Below are 15,551 nucleotides of genomic sequence, written 5' to 3' on the forward strand. Positions count from 1 at the left end.
TCAATATTTACGTGTTAGATGAGTGGATGCATTTAGTTTGGAAAGAAGTTGAGGTATAACATCGTACAATTCAAAATAGAAATTGTGCAATTCAGATTTGAATTCACGCATTATAGGAGAAAGTTTCTCGAGGATAGGGTAGGAAAAATCAACGTTCAAAGTTACTCAATCCCTTGGAAGAATTGCAATCCAGTAAGATCCATACAGTGATTTTTGAACGGTTGGATTATTTAAAGTTTTTTGACAATAGGGCATTGACACAATTTCGCCTTATATGTATAATCATATATAATTCATAACGATAAATATACGTCATTATTTTAAATGTAATATAGAAAACTATTAGGGGGTGGATGATTTATGGGAGATTTAATCCAATTTATTATGACTGGATTAACAATAGGAAGCATTTATGAAATCGTTGCTTTAGGATTTGTAACGATTTATAGCGTGACAAAAATTATTAATCTTGCTCAAGGTGAGTTTGTCATGCTCGGTGGAATGCTCATGATTACTTTTGTCGGTATGGGGATTCCGTTTGTCATTGCTTTTATACTTACTCTCATTATGGTGACAATTATTGGATGGGTGCTAGAATTTGCTGTTTTCAGGAGAGTGAAAGACGCTGATCCGATTAGTCTTATCATTTTAACGATTGGGATTGCTATTTTGATTAGAGGGCTTGCTAGTATTGGTTGGGGGAAAGGTTCGTTTCGTTTGGAGTCATTCACAGCACATGCTCCTTTAAAAATATTTAATGCGACGATCAACATTCAAAGTATTTGGGTGATGTGTATCATGTTAGCGGTCGTGATCTTTTTATACATAATGATGGAAAAAACAATCTTAGGAAAAGCGTTTCGAGGAACATCGGATAATCCGGTAGCAGCGAGGTTAATGGGAATTAGTTCCGTGAAAATGGCAACGCTTGCATTTATGTTAAGCGGCGGACTAGGAGCACTTGCAGGAGTGGCGATTGCACCAATTATGTTCCCGTCTTATGACTTAGGAATTATGTTAGGAATAAAAGGATTTTCTGCTGCAATATTCGGAGGACTTGGAAGTGCACCAGGCGCGGTTATTGGTGGATTAGTAATAGGGCTTGTTGAATCTTTAGGTGGAGGATATATTAGTTCAGGATTAAAAGATGCAATTACGTTTTCGTTTGTCTTGCTGCTTTTACTAATTAGACCGAGTGGAATATTAGGGGAAAAGTCAGTTGGAAAAGGAGGTTTATAATGGCTGTTCAAAGAAAAGGCGTCAAAAAATTAAATTGGATTGGATTTATCATTTTCTTACTTATTGTACTCATCCTACCGTGGCTCGGCTTAAATTCTTTTTTAATGACACAAGCTACATTTGCTGGAATTTATGCCATCATTGCTGTTGGACTCGGGATGTTAATGGGCTATGCAGGGCAAATATCACTTGGGCAAGCAGCCTTCTATGGCGTTGGCGCTTATACGACTGCAGTGGTATCAAAAACATTTGGCCTCAGCCCATGGATCGGGTTAATATTTGCTATATTACTCCCGGCACTCGTCGCTTTTATTGTCGGACATACGATGGCGCGACTCAGTGGGTACTATTTAGCAATGGCCACACTCGCATTTGGAATTATTGTAAGCGTTTTAATCGTTGAATGGCGTTCAGTTACGAGTGGAGCTTCTGGATTCTACGGTATTCCAACGATTCAGTTATTCGGTACGATGATCAAACAAGGGTTACCATATTATTATTTCGTCTGGTTTTTCACGGTGATCACTGTATTAATCTCACTTAATATCGTTCATTCCCGGATTGGCAGGGCACTTCGGTCAATACATGATAGTGAAATTGCCGCAAATAGCATGGGAGTTAATACAGGGAAATATAAAATGCAAATTTTTATTTTCAGTGCGATGTTAGCAGGTCTTGCAGGTTGGTTATTTGCCCATATGAGTTACAGTATTTCGCCAGGATCATTTGGACTTGATGCCTCCATTTTATTTTTAACGATGGTCGTACTTGGTGGAGCAACGAGTGTTTGGGGAGCCCTTATTGGAACCATACTGATCACCGCAATTAATATTTTCGTTCATTTTTTAGGAAATAATGTTTCCTTTATTACTAGTGATTTTGAGCATGTCATGAATGGTCTGATTTTAGTGCTAGTCATCATGTTTATGCCAAAGGGGTTATTTCCAAGTTTGGTAAATGTTTTTAGGAAAAAAACACCCCATCTAGTAAAAGAAAGTACGACATAAGGAGGTATTTTATGCTGCGTGTAGAGAATGTGACACAGTCGTTTGGTGGCATTGTCGCAAATAAAGATATATCATTTCAGATTGTAGAAAATTCAATTGTCGGATTGATAGGACCAAATGGAGCTGGTAAAAGTACATTATTTAACGTTATTTCAGCTATTTATAAGCCGACCAAAGGAAAAATAATGTTTAACGGAAAAAGGATTGATGGGTTGCCTCCTTACAGAATAGCTACGCTTGGAATATCCCGAACATTTCAAAATTTACAAGTATTCAGAAATATGTCAGTCATCGAAAATGTCATGGTCGGTTACCATACAAATTCAAAAACTGGAATGATCCAATCAGCTTTACGTTTACCGAGAGTGTTAAAAGAAGAGGAAGATGTTTATACGAAATGCTTACAATTTGTAAAATTTGTTGGTTTGGAAAATGATATAGAAATTTTAGCTGGGAATTTACCGCTTGGAAAATTGCGTTTACTTGAGTTAGCACGGGCACTAGCTGTTAAGCCGAAACTTTTATTACTTGATGAAATTGCTGCAGGGTTAAATCATAACGAAACGAAAAAAATGAGTGGATTGATTAAAAGCATAAAAGATAAAGGGATCACAGTGTTAGTTGTAGAACACGATATGGATTTAGTAATGGGGATTTGTGATTCGATCATTGTTCTTAATCAAGGAGAAAAAATTGCCGAAGGAACGCCGTATGAAATTCAACAAGACGAAGCAGTCATTAAGGCGTATTTAGGAGAGGAAGTTAAAGAATCAGTTGCTAACTAGTAAAAAGGAGGGCGTCATGACGAAAAAGATAAGTTTACATATTGAGAATCTTCACGTGTTTTACGGACCGATCGAAGCTTTAAAAGGGGTGAATCTTCATGTGAATGAAGGGGAAATTGTCGCACTATTAGGAGCAAATGGTGGTGGGAAAACAACTCTTTTACAAGCGGTTTCTGGACTTGTGAAAATTAAAGAAGGTCACATATCCCACAATGGAAAAAGCATAGTAGGGTTAGGAACTGAACAAATTGTTGCCCAACACATTGCACATGTACCTGAACATCGGCAAATTTTTGGAACGTTATCTGTTCTCGATAATTTGCATTTAGGGGCATATCATCACTATAGAAAAACAGGAAAGGCGGAAAAAGAGAAAGATTTAAAATTAATTTTTGAACTTTTTCCAATTTTAAAAGAGAGACAAGACCAGCTTGCTGGAACACTTTCAGGGGGACAACAGCAAATGCTTGCGATAGCAAGGGCGATGATGGCAAAGCCGGATCTTTTATTATTAGATGAACCGACGCTTGGACTTGCACCGATTGTTGTTGGAGAAGTGCTTGATTTAATTGTGAAACTAAATAAAACGCTTGGAAAGACAGTGCTATTAATCGAACAAAATGTAGCTGCTTCTTTAAAAATTTCGAACAGAGCATATGTCATTTCCAATGGTGTCATTGTAAAAGAAGCCTATTCAAACAATCTGTTAAATGATCAAGAAATTAAAGAAGCGTATCTTGGTCATAAAATTGAAGTGTAAAAAATTTACAATACGGGAGGGTTTTGATTGAAAAAGTTCTATGCATTTGTATTCATGATCGCTTTTGTTTTCGTTTTGGCTGCTTGTAATGGGGAAGATGGTGAAGGACAAGAAGCATCAGGGGAAGCTAATGGGGGAGACGATGCAGAAGTATATAAAATTGGTGCAATTTATTCAAAAACGGGACCAAATAACCCTCTAGGTGAACCGGAATGGAATACGACAGAGTTAATAGTAGAAGAAATTAATGCAGCAGGAGGAATTAACGGAATTCCGTTAGAAGTAATTTTAGCAGATGATGAGTCAACACAGGAAAAAGCAACACAAGAAATGAACCGACTCATTCATGATGAAGAAGTTTTAGCGGTATTAGGCTCTTCTGGATCGACGGAAAGTTTAGCGATGAAAGGGATTGCGATGGAGCAAGAAGTTCCACTAGTTTCTGCGGCAGCAAGTATTCAAGTGGTCGAACCTGTAGAAGAATCTACATGGGTTTTTAAAACACCACAAAACGATGTTCATGCGGTAGAAAATATTTATATGTACTTAGAGGATGAAGGGATCGAAAAGATTGGTATATTAACAGATTCAAATGCGTATGGTGAAAGTGGACGTGAGCAACTGGAAGCAATGGCCGAAGACTATGGCATTGAGATTGTTGCGAAGGAAGTTTATAACATGGAAGATGCTGACATGTCGACACAATTAACGAAAATTAATAGTTCGGGAGCAGAAGCGCTCATTACATGGGGAACGAACCCGGGGCCGGCAACGATTGCAGTAAATATGAAAGATTTAGGAATGGAGATCCCGCATGTAAGTAGTCATGGGGTTGCTAACCAAGCGTTTATTGATCTAGCTCAAGACGCGGCAGAAGGGGTCGTTATTCCAACAGGGCGTTTATTATTCCCATCCGAGATTCCAGAAGATGACCCACATTATGAAGTGATTTCTGACTTCTATGAAAAATATACAGATAAATATGATAGCGAGCCGACGAATTTCGCTTCATACGGATATGACAACTTAATGCTCGTTGTCGATGCACTAGAAGCAGGTGCTACAGATAGAGCGTCAATTCGTGACCATCTTGAAAATAATATTACAGATTGGGTAGGAACATCTGGAACATTCAATATGAGTTCAGAAGATCATAATGGGTTGGATACAGATAGTTTAGTAATGGCTCATGTAAAGAAAGGCAAATGGCAGTTTTTAAAATAAATATTGCATATATTTTGGAATAAGACGAGTGAAAAAGGATTGACCGTTTTAACAAATAAATTCTTTTATTTGCTGGTAGGATCGGGACATGATTAAAAACTTAGTTTTTAAAAAATTATACACTTCTTAGTGAAGGAAATAAACAGAGACTAAAGTCAGTCACGTCCTGTGCATGTGCGAGGAAAGGCATAGGTGCGATAACGAAGTGATTAGCATAAGGTCGATGACAAACGTCATGTCTTGTGATCTACGCCGAACTAGTACGTCCTGTACGTCGAAGGCTAAAGCAGCCGCCCGGCGGTAAAGAGACACTGTGAAAGCTAGTAGTAGAACGTCTTGAACAGGTGCAGTTGATGGGACGAACCTTGTGCAGTCCTAGATGTCGCTCTTATGCCTGTGGTGAAAGCGCAGTGCATTTTCCGAAGCGGTTTATATGCACATACAAACTTTTGTCCCAACATCACTGCTTATGCCTTGGCGCTAAGCTAAGTGTTCTAAAGAAACATCCTGATTTAATAAAAGTAAGGAGGATTTAGGTAAATGATTTTTAATGAAGAGAGAGAAACGATGAGTGAGGTTGAGAGAGAAGCATTACAGCTTAATTTTTTAAAAAACACATTGAAACGTGTATACGAAAATAATGCTTACTATAAAAATGCGTTAAATCGTGTAGGTGTAAAGCCAGAAGATGTGAGGTCACTAAAGGATATTCAAAAACTTCCATTCCTTACAAAAAAGGATATTCGCGACAATTATCCGACTGGACTATTTGCTGCGCCACAGGAGGAAATTGTGCGCTATCATGCATCATCCGGAACAAGTGGAAAACCGACGATTGCTGCATATACTAAAAATGACATCGATATGTGGGCAGAAGTTATTGCAAGGTCAATCGTTGCTGCAGGAGGAAGGAAATCCGGAATTATGCATAATGCGTATGGGTACGGACTGTTTACAGGAGGACTTGGCCTACATCATGGTGGGGAAAAATTGGGGATGACAACGATCCCTGTGTCGACTGGAAATACGGCAAGACAAATTTTAGTTATACAAGATATGAAACCGGATGTAATTTGTGCAACTCCATCTTATGCTCTCCATCTTGCCGAAGTCATGGAAGCAAAAGGGATTGACACGAGAGAAACGAGTTTAAAATATGGAATTTTTGGAGCAGAAACTTGGTCCGAAGAGGTTCGAACATTATTAGAAGAAAAGTTTGCTATTAAGGCAGTCGATATTTACGGATTAACTGAAGTCGTCGGACCTGGAGTAGCGATTGAATGTATGGAAGCACAAGATGGGCTTCATGTTCAGGAAGATCATTTCTTTGTTGAGGTAATCGATCCGGATACACTGGAAGTTTTACCAGAGGGAGAATACGGAGAACTTGTGTTTACGAGTTTAACAAAAGAGGCATCTCCAGTAATAAGGTACAGAACAGGTGATATTTCAGCGATTCATCGTGGGAAATGTAAGTGTGGAAGAACGACTGTCCGTATGAGCCGTACAAAAGGAAGAGTCGATGATATGTTAATTATAAAGGGAGTAAATGTTTTCCCAAGTGAAGTGGAAAGAAGTTTGCTGCAAGTGAGTGAACTTTCACCGAATTATCAACTTCATCTTTCAAAGAACGGTCATGTAGATCATGTGGAATTATACGTTGAAATTTGTGAAGAAGTTTATCGAGAAACAAACGAGTCATTGGATCATGAAGAAATTCATTCCGTGAAGCAAAAAGTGCAATCAGTGATCCGAAATGAATGCTTTATTAATATTCCTGTAAATATAGTAGAACCAAAAACGTTGCCACGTTCAGAAGGTAAAGCAGTTCGGATTATTGACGAAAGCATGCAGACAGCGAATTTAAAGTAAAACAATAAAATAGGTAAGCCTCAGAATTTTCTTTTAAAAGCTCGTAAACAACACACATCTATGAAAATAAAAGTTTAAGATTCTCGAGGCTTTTTTAATATATTGATAAAAAGAGTGTGTTCGGAGCATTGAATGTGGGGGACTAGTGCGCAATGCTGATGAGTTGCGCAACATGCAGAGTGGTAGAAAAAGAAGTCGCTCTAGCATTATGCATAGTGGCACGTACCAATGCTGAGTGGTTCTTGCAACGTGCATAGTCACAGGAAAAGATGCATAAATAACATTACTAATACCAAGGCCACCAAAACTTGCAATATGCATAGTCGCTAGAAAAGATGCTTAGTGTCTCTCGCAACCTGCAGAGTTGCGAAAAAAGATGCATAGTCGAGGCGAAAGATGTTTAGTGGTAATTGGATGGGGGATATTTTTTATGAATAAGGAAATGACGAAAATTTTCAAAGAGGATCCATATGCACAGAAACTGAATATGGAACTATTGGAATGGGGCAAAGGATATGCGAAAACCGCTGTTACAATTACTGATGAGATGTTAAATTTTCACCGTGCTGCCCACGGGGGACTGGTGTTTTCCTTAGCTGATTATGCATTTGCTGTGGCTAGTAATTCTTACGGGCAAGTGGCAGTTGGGATCAGTACGAATATGTCATATGTGGCGGCAGGCGAATTAGGCGAAGAGTTAATTTGTACGGCAACAGAAATAAATAATAATGGGAGACTTGCAATCTATCAGATGGAAGTAATGTCTAACGGACAATTGAAAGCGCGGATGGAGGGGATGGTCTACCGGAAAAGAGATATGTTTGTTTAAAGCCTAAATGAATAGAAAAGGAGCTAATCATCATGGGGAAATTTACAATAACGGATTTACAAAATGTAGCAAAGCAAATAAAAAAACCACCACCATGTGATGATACGATGCAAGTGAAGGTAACGCAAGCTGAAGACGGGGTTGCACATGGTATTTGGGAAGTGGATCATAAATTTATTAACGGTAATGGTGTCGTGATGGGGGGGTTTATAACTGCTGCGGTCGATATTATGATGGCTTATGCGATTGCTTCCAAACTTACTGATGAAGAAGGGTTTGCATCGATTGATATTGATACGACTTTCCATCGTCCGATGATAGACGGTCAGGTTGACATAACAGCGACGGTTGAACGGCGGGGAAAAACGATTGCCTATGTAACAGGTGAGGTGAGACAGAATGATAAACTTATAGCAAATTGTGTCTCGTCTATCCTCATTAGTCAAAGGAAATAACAAGAAAAAGTACCTTGACAGTTATATAACGTAATGATAAACTAACGTTAATAATACGTCATAAGGAGGATTTGCAATGTACCTTTATATAGAAGGTGGAGACCTCATTCAAGATGAGCGTACAGATGAAGAACAGTATGAACTGTTCATGGAACGGATTAATAATGGGGAAAAAATTGAACCTAATGATTGGATGCCAGATGATTACCGTAATGCACTCATTCGTTTGATTTCTATGCATGGAATGAGCGAAATTATGGGAGCGCTTCCAGAGAAGGAATGGACACCGAAGGCTCCATCTTTAAAAAGGAAGTTAGCGATTATGGCAAAAGTTCAAGATGAAATGGGGCACGGGCAATTACTGCTTCGTGTTGCAGAGGACTTACAGAAACCAAATGGAATTTCACGTAAAGAGATGATGGAAGGTTTATTAGATGGAAAAATTAAGTTTCATAATGTCTTCCATATGAAAACAAAATCGTGGGCTGATGCAGCGATTATCGCTTGGTTAGTTGATGGAGCAGCGATTATTACGCAAACAAATATGTTAAACGCATCATACGGACCTTATCAAAGGGCATTACAGCGAATTTGTGCGGAAGAAGTTTTCCACGCACAGCATGGTGAGGCGTTAGTAATGGCGCTAGCAAATGGAACGAAAGAACAACGGGATATGTTGCAAGAAGCGTTGAGCCGTTGGTGGGAGTCGTTAGTAATGTTTTTTGGACCACCAACACCAAAAGTAACTGGATCTTCAAGGCAAGATATCATGATCAAGTACAAAATTCGCGTGAACAATAATGAGGAATTAAGGCAAGCATTTTTTGATAAATATATTCCTAGAATAAAAGCTTTGGGTCTTGAACTCCCGGATAAAACAATAGCCTTTAATGAAGAGACAAATGAATGGACATATGAGCAACCTGACTGGGAGCAGTTTAAGCAGACGATTAATAATAATGGACCGCGTTCTAAGGCGAGACTTAAGCTTAGACAAATTGCTTATGATAATGGCAGTTGGGTAAGACGCGCATTAGCGCACCAACCGGAAGCAGTCGTGTAAAAGGAGGTAAAAAATATGGCACAGGAAGAGCGAAACTTTTACCGAGAATATGAAGTGTTTAGTAGGAAAAGTAATAAACTCCCATTACAACATCAGTTCAGTTTACTTGCCCCGAATAAAGATATGGCCATGATGATGGCACAGGAAAATTTTATGAGACGAGAAGATGCAATTGATATTTGGGTAGTCGAACGGGATGATATTCGGGCAATGACGAGTGAAGAAAAACAACAATTAACAAAAAGATTAGATAATAAAGATTACCGGAACACGAAAGGATACGGCTATTTAAGGAAACTATGGCGTGAAAAAGAAGAGAAAATGGGAATGTTAGATGAAAAAGAAATATTCTCATGGAGTAAGGGGAGAAAGTCATGAGTAACGAAATAATAAAAACGGCAGAAGAAGCGCGTCAGAACCCAGCGTACAAAGCTGCACTTGTTGAGTTATTGTATCAATTTGCTGATGATGATTTGATCATTTCGTTCCGTGGTTCCGAATGGCTCGGACTCGCTCCCCATATTGAGGAAGATGTAGCATTTTCGTCGATTACCCAAAACACAATGGGGCATGCAACGATGTTTTTCGGGTTACTAGAAGAGCTCGGAGAAGGAGACAGTGATACATTAGCTCATGAACGTACAGCTGGAGCAAGGCGTAGTTCGACCTATTTAGAAAAAGTGAATGGGCCTGGTAGCTATATCGGTGAACCGGATTATGACTGGGCACTAGCAGTAGTAAGAAATTTTCTCTATGAATCTTTGAAACGCATAAAACTGGAAGCGGCTACAAATAGCTCGTACGAACCGTTAAGACAGATTGCTAGAAAAGCATTGCTCGAGCAAACATATCATTTAGCACATTGGCGTTTATGGATCGAACAGCTGCAAGATTCAACAATAGAAGCGAAAGGGAAAATTCGTATGCGGTTAGAAGAGGCTTCCCGGGAGTTTGGTGATGCCCTATCGCTCGGGTCCAAGGCCGAAGAGATTCACCGATTCAATTTATTAATTGATGAGGAAACGTTAAAAAATCGTTGGCTCGAAAAAGTTAATGGTGTTCTGAAGGAGAAATTCGACTCCATACCGAAAATGGTATTAGGAGACGGCAGAAGAGGAGAGTATAACGAAGATTTAGAGCAAGCGATCGGTATTTTTACCGAAGTGTATATGTCAGATACAGAAGCCGTTTGGTAATTAGGAGGGAGGGATCACCATGATACCACTAACGCCGGATGAAGAAATTTTGGAAGTGCTAAAAACGGTTGATGATCCTGAGTTAACAAATGTAAGTGTCTATGATCTTGGTATGGTTTACTCAGTAAGCATCACCGGGAGTCGAGTGTCCGTCACAATGGTTCCAACATTTGCGGGATGTCCGGCCCTCGACTTCATCGAGCGTGACGTAAAAAACGCAATTGAAAACCTTCCTTGGGTCGTCGAGTGCGATGTGGAATTTTCATTCGAACATCAGTGGACGACTGACCTGATTACAGACGAGGGGAAAGTGCAGCTTAGAAAGCTTGGTATTTCTCCACCGCCAGAAAATTACCGCGTTGGGGAGGAGTGGACAGTTGATTGTCCATATTGTGGCTCAAGCTACACATCGATGGATAATGTGTTTGGACCAACCGCTTGCAGAAGTATTTTATACTGCCTCGATTGCCGAAATCCATTTGAAGCAATGAAACCTGTGATTGTGGAGGAAGAAGAAACCGCGTAGGTAATGACGGCTCAAACATGTTAAGTCGCTTGCAAAGAGCCGAGTGAGCTCTTAAGAAGTTGAGTCGTTCGCACAGATGCGGAGTGAACTATTAAGAAGTCGAGTTGTTTGCAAGATGCCGAGTGAACTCATAAGAAGTCGAGTCGTTTACAAGATGCCGAGTGAGGTCATAAGAAGTTGAGTCGTTCGCACAGATGCGGAGTGAACTATTAAGAAGTCGAGTCGTTTGCAAGATGCTGAGCGAACTCATAAGAAGTCGAGTCGTTTGCAAGATGCTGAGCGAACTCATAAGAAGTCGAGTCGTTAAGCAAAGATGAGGAGTGAACTTTTAAGAAGTTGAGTTGTTAAGCAAAGATGCCGAGTGAACTATTAAGAAGTCGAGTCGTTAAGCAAAGATGCCGAGTGAACTCATAAAGATATCGAGTCCAGTCCCAATGGATGACGCATATAAAAACTAAGGAGAAGTGATATGTATGGCAAAAGCAAAAGTGATTGCGTTATATAAACAACCGGAGGATAAGGAAAAATTTGATGACCACTATTTCAATGTTCATAGCCCGCTGACGGCAAAAATTCCAGGACTCCGTGAAATGAAAGTTACAAAGATTGTTGGTTCTCCAATGGGAAAGAGTGAATATTATTTACAATGTGAAATGATCTATGACGACATGGAATCGTTACAAAAAGCGATGCAAACAGATGAAGGAAAAGCTTCTGGAAAAGACGCATTCCAATTTGCGGGTGATATTATTACCCTCATGATCGGTGAGGAAGTCGATGAGTGATTACGAGCATATTAACGTTTGGACGGAAGGTAAAGTCGGTGTTATCCAGCTAAACCGTCCGGAAAGTTTAAATGCATTAAATCGTAAAATGATTGAGGAAATTGTAACACAGTTAGAGGAGTTTGAAAGCAAAAGTGATATCCGCGTTTCGGTAATTCGTGGAAATGAAAAAACATTTGCCGCAGGTGCCGATATTGATGAAATGCTTGGGGAATCACCTCTATCTTTTGAATTAGCTAATCCATTTGCTGTTTGGGATCGGCTGATGGCGATTCAAAAACCCGTGCTAGCGTCCGTTACAGGTTATGCACTTGGCGGTGGATTTGAATTAGCACTCCATTGTGATGTTATTATCGCTGCAGAAGATGCGAAATTTGGCTTTCCGGAAGTAAATTTAGGCGTAATGCCTGGTGCTGGAGGGACTCAATTTTTAACGAGAATTATTGGGAAGCGAAAAGCACTTGAATGGATTTGGTTTGGTGATCATAAGTCTGCTGTTGAAGCGGAACAATTAGGAATTGTAAACCGGACCGTGGCACCAGAAATTATTTTTGAAGAAACAATGCGGTTTGCAGCAAAGTTAGCGGAACAGCCGCCGATTTCCCTTCGTCTCATTAAAGAAGCAGTAAATAAAGCAGAGGATGTACCACTACGTGAAGGGTTGACGCTCGAACGGAAAAATTTTTACTTAGCATTTGACTCAAAAGATCAAAAAGAAGGAATGCGCGCATTCGTGGAAAAACGACGTCCTTCATTTAAAGGGGAGTAATGGATGGGAAAATATGAAACAATTCGCTTTGAGAAAAAGGATGCAGTGGCAAAAATAATCTTGAATCGACCGGAAGCCTTTAATGCATTAACCCCTGTGATGAATAGGGAAATTACGGATGCACTTAAAACAGCGGAAAGGGATCAAGAAGTCCGTTGTGTCGTTTTAACTGGTGATGGCAAAGCATTTTCCGCCGGACAGGATATTAAGAGTGTAGAAGTGGATATGGATTACGGCTCATTTTTAAGGAAAAATTATCATCCGATGGTCAATGCCTTCCAATCTATATCTAAACCTACTGTAGCAGCTGTAAATGGTGTGGCGGCAGGAGCGGGAATGAGTTTAACGTTATTGACAGATTACCGAATCGTCAAATCCGAAGCACAATTTGTAAGTGCTTTTTTGGGAATAGCGCTCGTTCCAGATGCAGGTTTCATGTATATACTGCCGCGCCTAGTAGGTTACGCAAAGGCATTAGAAATAGCGACGATTGGAAAGCCGATTACTGGAGAAGAAGCTGTCGAGCTCGGATTAGCATCAGAAATAATTGATGCAGCCGAGTGGGAAGAAGGAGTGGAAAACTTCTCGAAACAACTTGCAACTCTACCCCCAAAAGCTTTTTCATTAGTGAAGCGGTATATGATGGACAGCATGCATACACCATTTGAACGATTTCTAGATCAAGAAGCGGAGGCTCAGCGAATCGCCGGATTAACAGAAGATCACCAAGAAGGAGTTCAAGCATTTTTGGAAAAAAGGCGCCCGAAGTTTGAAGGGAAGTAAATTATAGGCTAAGATGTGCTGATTCTTGAAAAGATGCGCCGATTTCGAGTAAGATGTGCCAATTTAAGGTCAGATGTGCTAATTTCCTAAGAAATGTGCTGTTTCGGAGAATAATGTGCCAAATTCGGAAGGGATGTGCCGATTTTTGAAAAGATGTGCCAATTAAAGGTCAGATGTGCTAATTTTTTAAGAAATGTGCCATTTTGGAGAATAATGTGCCAAATTCGTAAGGGATGTGCTGATTCTTGGAAAAATGCGCCGATTTCGAGTAAGATGTGCCAATTAAAGGCCAGATGTGCTAATTTCCTAAGAAATGTGCTGTTTCGGAGAATAATGTGCCAATTATGGAAAAGATGTGCTGATTCTTGAAAAGATGCGCCGATTTCGAGTAAGATGTGCCAATTTAAGGTCAGATGTGCTAATTTCCTAAGAAATGTGCTGTTTCGGAGAATAATGTGCTAAATTCGGAAGGGATGTGCTGATTCTTGAAAAAATGCGCCGATTTCGAGTAAGATGTGCCAATTTAAGGTCAGATGTGCTAATTACTTAAGAAATGTGCCATTTTGGAGAATAATGTGCCAAATTCGTAAGGGATGTGCTGATTCTTGGAAAAATGCGCCGATTTCGAGTAAGATGTGCCAATTTAAGGTCAGATGTACCATTTTCGATAACGACAGATGGATTCATTATATAGAAGGGAGAATTTAATTATGAAAGAGACAGTTACAAACGAACTGATTACGGAAGTAGGTACGATGAAACGGGACCATTACCAGATGATCATTAATGGCCAGCGGGTGGAAAGTGTAGCGAATGAAGTAATGGATACATACAATCCTGCGAAGGGAGAAAAGCTTGCAACCGTCGCAAAGGCGACCAGGGAAGATGCTGAAAAAGCAGTGCAGGCGGCGAGGGAGTCTTTTGATCATGGAAAGTGGAGAAGATGGCCTGTTGGAAGACGAGCACGTGTGATGAATAAAATTGCAGAAATCATGCGGGATCGCTTCAAGGAACTCGTTGAGATGGAAGTGTTAAATAGCGGAAAGTCGGTTGGGGCGGCAATCGCGCAGATTAATCAGGCTGTTGAGGATTTTGAATTTTATGCAGGTGCGATTGTTGGGCATCGTGGAACGGTGAACAATATGCCGTACGGGTTTTTCAACTATACGCATAAGGAGCCGGTTGGTGTGTGTGCGCAGATCATTCCGTGGAATTACCCGGTGATGATGGCGGCATGGAAAATTGCACCAGCGATTGCGGCAGGTTGCTCAGTTGTCGTGAAGCCAGCTAGCTTGACGCCGGTGACAGCAATTTTGATTAACGAAATTTGCCATGAAGCGGGTGTGCCAGAGGGGGTTGTGAATACAATTCCGGGATCGGGTGCGGTCGTTGGAGATTATCTCGTGGAGCATGAGGATGTGGATAAAGTAGCTTTCACGGGCTCAACACCGATCGGAAAAGATATTATGGCGAAAGCTTCAGGTACGTTGAAGCGGATTACACTTGAACTTGGCGGAAAATCGCCGAATATTGTGTTTGAAGATGCGGATATAGATGCTGCTGTTGCGGGGTCGTTGTTCGGAATTTACTTTAATACAGGGCAATCGTGTGAGGCGCGTTCGAGAATGTTTGTGCATGAATCGATTTATGATAAATATTTAGAAAAATTTGTCGAGAAGACGAAGAAATTGAACTTAGGTGATCCATTTGATAAGGCGACTCATGTTGGCTCCATTATAAGCCGAGAGCAGCTGGAAATTATTGATGGATATGTGAATTCAGCGGTTGAGGATGGTGCGACGGTACTTACTGGTGGTGAGGAGCTTACGATTGAAGGGCATGAAAATGGACATTGGTACGCACCGACGGTAATCGTTGATGTAACTCCTGATATGGCAGCGGTGCGTGAGGAAATTTTTGGCCCAGTTGTTGTAGTGGAGAAGTTTTCAGATGAAAAAGACGTTGTGGCGCGGGCGAATGATTCGCGGTACGGATTGGCAGCAGCAATTTGGACGACAGATCAGGGGCGTGCTACGAGAGTTTCGCACCAGCTTGAAGCGGGAGTTGTGATGGTGAATAGTCCGTTCTCCGCATTCCCGGGAACGCCGTTTGGTGGATATAAGGAGTCGGGAATTGGGCGTGAGCTTGCGGTCGAGTCGCTTGATTTGTATATGGAAGATAAAAGTGTGTTGTCATACTATGGTTCGAAGCCAATCAATCCGTTTGGCGTATAAAGATAAGTTTGGTTGGATAGATGC

16 protein-coding genes are annotated in these 15,551 nt (G+C 40.5%); all 16 read left to right on the forward strand.

Translation table 11 applies throughout. From position 1 onward, the window contains the following. Nucleotides 1-360: 360 nt before the first annotated feature. The 16 genes from SPD89_RS02865 to SPD89_RS02940 all read left to right on the forward strand — a co-directional run bounded on the left by SPD89_RS02865 (nt 361) and on the right by SPD89_RS02940 (nt 15,527). Complete coding sequence (locus SPD89_RS02865) at nt 361-1,239, forward strand: branched-chain amino acid ABC transporter permease (RefSeq protein ID WP_336260457.1); 879 nt, start codon at nt 361-363, stop codon at nt 1,237-1,239. Next, the gene (locus tag SPD89_RS02870) at nt 1,239-2,246 is read left to right on the forward strand and encodes a branched-chain amino acid ABC transporter permease (protein WP_336260458.1); all 1,008 of its coding nucleotides are present in this window, start codon (nt 1,239-1,241) and stop codon (nt 2,244-2,246) included. The genes SPD89_RS02865 and SPD89_RS02870 overlap by 1 nt, the downstream gene beginning before the upstream one ends. Before the next feature lie 11 nt (nt 2,247-2,257). Beyond that, nucleotides 2,258-3,031 (forward strand): ABC transporter ATP-binding protein, encoded by a 774-nt coding sequence (locus tag SPD89_RS02875; protein WP_336260459.1) that lies wholly within the window; start codon nt 2,258-2,260, stop codon nt 3,029-3,031. A 16-nt stretch (nt 3,032-3,047) separates the two neighbouring features. Then, entirely contained in the window at nt 3,048-3,791 is a 744-nt protein-coding gene (locus SPD89_RS02880) for an ABC transporter ATP-binding protein (protein WP_336260460.1), read from the forward strand. A gap of 27 nt (nt 3,792-3,818) precedes the next feature. Then, nucleotides 3,819-5,015, forward strand: coding sequence for an ABC transporter substrate-binding protein (locus SPD89_RS02885; protein WP_336260461.1), 1,197 nt, complete (start codon nt 3,819-3,821; stop codon nt 5,013-5,015). Nucleotides 5,016-5,555: 540 nt separating this feature from the next. Next, on the forward strand, nt 5,556-6,887 hold the full coding sequence (locus tag SPD89_RS02890; protein ID WP_336260462.1) for a phenylacetate--CoA ligase family protein: 1,332 nt from the start codon (nt 5,556-5,558) through the stop codon (nt 6,885-6,887). A 430-nt stretch (nt 6,888-7,317) separates the two neighbouring features. Continuing rightward, entirely contained in the window at nt 7,318-7,716 is a 399-nt protein-coding gene (locus SPD89_RS02895) for a hotdog fold thioesterase (protein WP_336260463.1), read from the forward strand. A gap of 32 nt (nt 7,717-7,748) precedes the next feature. After that, a complete protein-coding gene (locus SPD89_RS02900; RefSeq protein WP_336260464.1) occupies nt 7,749-8,171 on the forward strand; it encodes a PaaI family thioesterase in 423 nt (140 codons plus the stop codon). 76 nt (nt 8,172-8,247) lie between these two features. Further along, on the forward strand, nt 8,248-9,234 hold the full coding sequence (gene paaA, locus SPD89_RS02905; RefSeq protein WP_336260465.1) for a 1,2-phenylacetyl-CoA epoxidase subunit PaaA: 987 nt from the start codon (nt 8,248-8,250) through the stop codon (nt 9,232-9,234). A 15-nt stretch (nt 9,235-9,249) separates the two neighbouring features. Then, nucleotides 9,250-9,612, forward strand: a complete 363-nt coding sequence (paaB, locus tag SPD89_RS02910) for a 1,2-phenylacetyl-CoA epoxidase subunit PaaB (protein ID WP_336260466.1) — start codon at nt 9,250-9,252, stop codon at nt 9,610-9,612. Next, on the forward strand, nt 9,609-10,430 hold the full coding sequence (gene paaC / locus SPD89_RS02915) for a 1,2-phenylacetyl-CoA epoxidase subunit PaaC (RefSeq protein WP_336260467.1): 822 nt from the start codon (nt 9,609-9,611) through the stop codon (nt 10,428-10,430). The genes paaB and paaC overlap by 4 nt, the downstream gene beginning before the upstream one ends. A gap of 19 nt (nt 10,431-10,449) precedes the next feature. Next, nucleotides 10,450-10,956 carry a 1,2-phenylacetyl-CoA epoxidase subunit PaaD gene (gene paaD / locus SPD89_RS02920; RefSeq protein WP_336260468.1) on the forward strand — a complete coding sequence of 169 codons (507 nt, stop codon included), beginning with the start codon at nt 10,450-10,452 and terminating at the stop codon, nt 10,954-10,956. A gap of 473 nt (nt 10,957-11,429) precedes the next feature. Beyond that, nucleotides 11,430-11,741 carry an EthD family reductase gene (locus tag SPD89_RS02925; RefSeq protein WP_336260469.1) on the forward strand — a complete coding sequence of 104 codons (312 nt, stop codon included), beginning with the start codon at nt 11,430-11,432 and terminating at the stop codon, nt 11,739-11,741. After that, nucleotides 11,734-12,510, forward strand: coding sequence for an enoyl-CoA hydratase-related protein (locus SPD89_RS02930; protein ID WP_336260470.1), 777 nt, complete (start codon nt 11,734-11,736; stop codon nt 12,508-12,510). The genes SPD89_RS02925 and SPD89_RS02930 overlap by 8 nt, the downstream gene beginning before the upstream one ends. 3 nt (nt 12,511-12,513) lie before the next feature. Then, a complete protein-coding gene (locus SPD89_RS02935; protein WP_336260471.1) occupies nt 12,514-13,293 on the forward strand; it encodes an enoyl-CoA hydratase/isomerase family protein in 780 nt (259 codons plus the stop codon). 710 nt (nt 13,294-14,003) lie between these two features. Continuing rightward, nucleotides 14,004-15,527 (forward strand): aldehyde dehydrogenase family protein, encoded by a 1,524-nt coding sequence (locus tag SPD89_RS02940; protein WP_336260472.1) that lies wholly within the window; start codon nt 14,004-14,006, stop codon nt 15,525-15,527. Nucleotides 15,528-15,551 lie beyond the last annotated feature (24 nt).

Source organism: Pseudogracilibacillus sp. SO30301A (assembly GCF_037072025.1).
Lineage (GTDB): Bacteria > Bacillota > Bacilli > Bacillales > Amphibacillaceae > Pseudogracilibacillus.